The sequence below is a fragment of the Thalassolituus sp. UBA6592 genome (genome assembly GCF_002433655.1).
Lineage (GTDB): Bacteria > Pseudomonadota > Gammaproteobacteria > Pseudomonadales > Oceanobacteraceae > Venatoribacter.
Genome location: NZ_DJIO01000016.1, coordinates 478 through 828, shown reverse-complemented (window position 1 = coordinate 828; position 351 = coordinate 478). Strand labels below are relative to the sequence as shown.

The 351-nt window shown below is 52.1% G+C and carries 1 protein-coding gene and 1 pseudogene; both read left to right on the top strand.

Translation table 11 applies throughout. The features are described from left to right. Positions 1-184, top strand: a pseudogene (locus B2Z72_RS01365) (aminoacyl-tRNA hydrolase); the annotation flags it as partial. Positions 185-237: 53 nt separating this feature from the next. Beyond that, positions 238-351: GTPase (locus tag B2Z72_RS01360; protein WP_297004037.1), on the top strand; the 114-nt coding region annotated here is incomplete at its 3' end.

The following is a 351-nucleotide window of genomic DNA, read 5'->3' as shown; positions in this document are numbered from 1 at the left end:
GCGTATTGGCATTGGCCATCCGGGTGACAAAAGCAAAGTCACCGGGCACGTGCTCGGACGCCCGACTGCAACCGAAAAAAGTGCGATAGACGCAGCCATAAACGAGGCCTTACACGTCCTGCCGGATGCCATCGCTGGCGATATGGCCAGGGCGATGAATCGCCTGCACTCGTTTAAAGGCTGAATTCGGGTAAAATACCCGCCAATTTCGACGACCAGAATACACAGGAAATATCCATGGGCTTTAAATGCGGTATCGTTGGTCTGCCCAACGTAGGCAAATCCACACTGTTTAACGCACTGACCAAGAATGGCATTGCGGCAGAAAACTTCCCGTTCTGTACCATTGAA